The 1,596-nt window shown below is 52.6% G+C and carries 2 protein-coding genes; both read right to left on the reverse strand.

Features of this window, described 5'->3' with window-relative positions:
• On the reverse strand, positions 1 to 431 hold a 431-nt coding region (locus tag BM357_RS18715; RefSeq protein ID WP_139234817.1), incomplete at its 3' end, for an IS110 family transposase.
• Positions 432 to 987: 556 nt separating this feature from the next.
• A partial coding sequence (locus tag BM357_RS18720; protein WP_217647720.1) for an ATP-binding protein occupies positions 988 to 1,596 on the reverse strand: 609 nt, incomplete at its 5' end.

A 1,596-nucleotide genomic window follows, 5' to 3' on the forward strand; every position in this document is an offset into this window, starting at 1 on the left:
CGCAACCGGTCCTCAAGCACGTCTTCCCGGGCACGAACAAGGTCGCGCAAAGTCTCGTCAGCCTCGGCCGGTACCCACACGGGTGTCAATTCACCTGCACGTAGTAACTGAGCCAACCTCAGCGCGTCTCTCCGATCCGTTTTGACTCGATCGCCCTGACGCACCGGAATCAACGACGGGGCGACAACGAAGCACGATAGATCCATAGCTCGAAGCAATCGATAGAGTCCATAGCCGGTCGGCCCCGCTTCATAGCAAAATTCCAACCGAACGTTTTCACCACTCAGTTGACGTACAAGCTTCCTGATGGCTTCGACCGTGTTAGGGATTGTCCCTACGAACCGAGCTTCACCTCGCCCGCTTTCAGCTACAGCTACCGCAATCGTTTCCTTCGACACATCCAAACCAACGTACTTTGTGATATGCTTCATACATGCGGCTCCTTTCGTATGTGGCTCTGCACTGGACCTTACTTTCAGTGTAATCCACGGCGTACGAAACGGAGCCGCCTCGTTCATTATGACTAAATAAGCAATAGTTGCACGGCGGGCAATCTGCCTGTCCAAGACTTATCGGAACGAGTGTCCAAAAGTTATTGGACTGAGTGTCCAAGAGTTATCGGATTAGGTGTCCAAATGCATCGGAATACGCAGCTACACCGCCTCCCAGGTGATGGGATGACTTGGACCCGAGACTTTGCAAAAATAATATTGACTGAAAGGGGTTGAGATGTGTGACGATTCCCAGGAGGATACATTATTGTTGGTTCGGAAAAACCGAAAAGCCAGAATTAGTAAAAAGGTGTATTGCCAGTTGGTCAAAAATGGATGACTATGAAATAATTGCGTATTACGACGAAATCGACCACCTATTCCGCTCCAAACCGACCACCGATTCCACTTCAAACCGACCACTTTTTCAGCCGAGTGATATTCCCCTCCGAGATCCCGGTTTGCCCTGCTGAAAAGTGCTCGGCGAACTGGAAATTCACTCGCGGGTTTCGGCAGAGTCCTCGGTCAAAAAGCCGCGAATCTTCCGCATCGATTCACCCGTCAACCTGATCTTATACGCGTTGTGTACAAGCCTGTCCAGTATCGCGTCGGCGGTGGTCGGGTCTTCAAACGTCGCATACCAGTTTTCTATCGGGAGCCGGCTGGCGATGATGGTAACCGCGTTCGTCCTGTCGTCGATGACTTCCATCAGGTCGGTACACTGGTTGCTGGTCAGCGGTGATAGACCAAAGTCGTCCAGGATTAGAACCTCGGTCTTGGCCAGTTTACTCAACACCCGCTGAAACGACCCGTCACCTCGCGCCATTGCCAGCTCACTCATGATTCTCGAGGTGCGGAAGTAGCGGGTCGTTCTCCCTTGCCGACAAGCAAAGTTCCCAAGCGCACAGGCGATGTAACTCTTCCCGACACCGGTTGGGCCCGTGATGAGGATGTTGTGGTGGGCATTCAACCAATTTCCTGCCGAAAAAGAGCGCATGAGCGACTTCTCGAGCTCAAGTTTGACAGTACCCTTGAGACGACGCGGATTGTGGGTGAAAGTTTGTACCACACGCACGCTAGCCCCGCATCTCTGCGGGGCTTGCAA

Source organism: Paenalicyclobacillus macrosporangiidus, from assembly GCF_900116805.1.
Lineage (GTDB): Bacteria > Bacillota > Bacilli > Alicyclobacillales > Alicyclobacillaceae > Alicyclobacillus_H > Alicyclobacillus_H macrosporangiidus.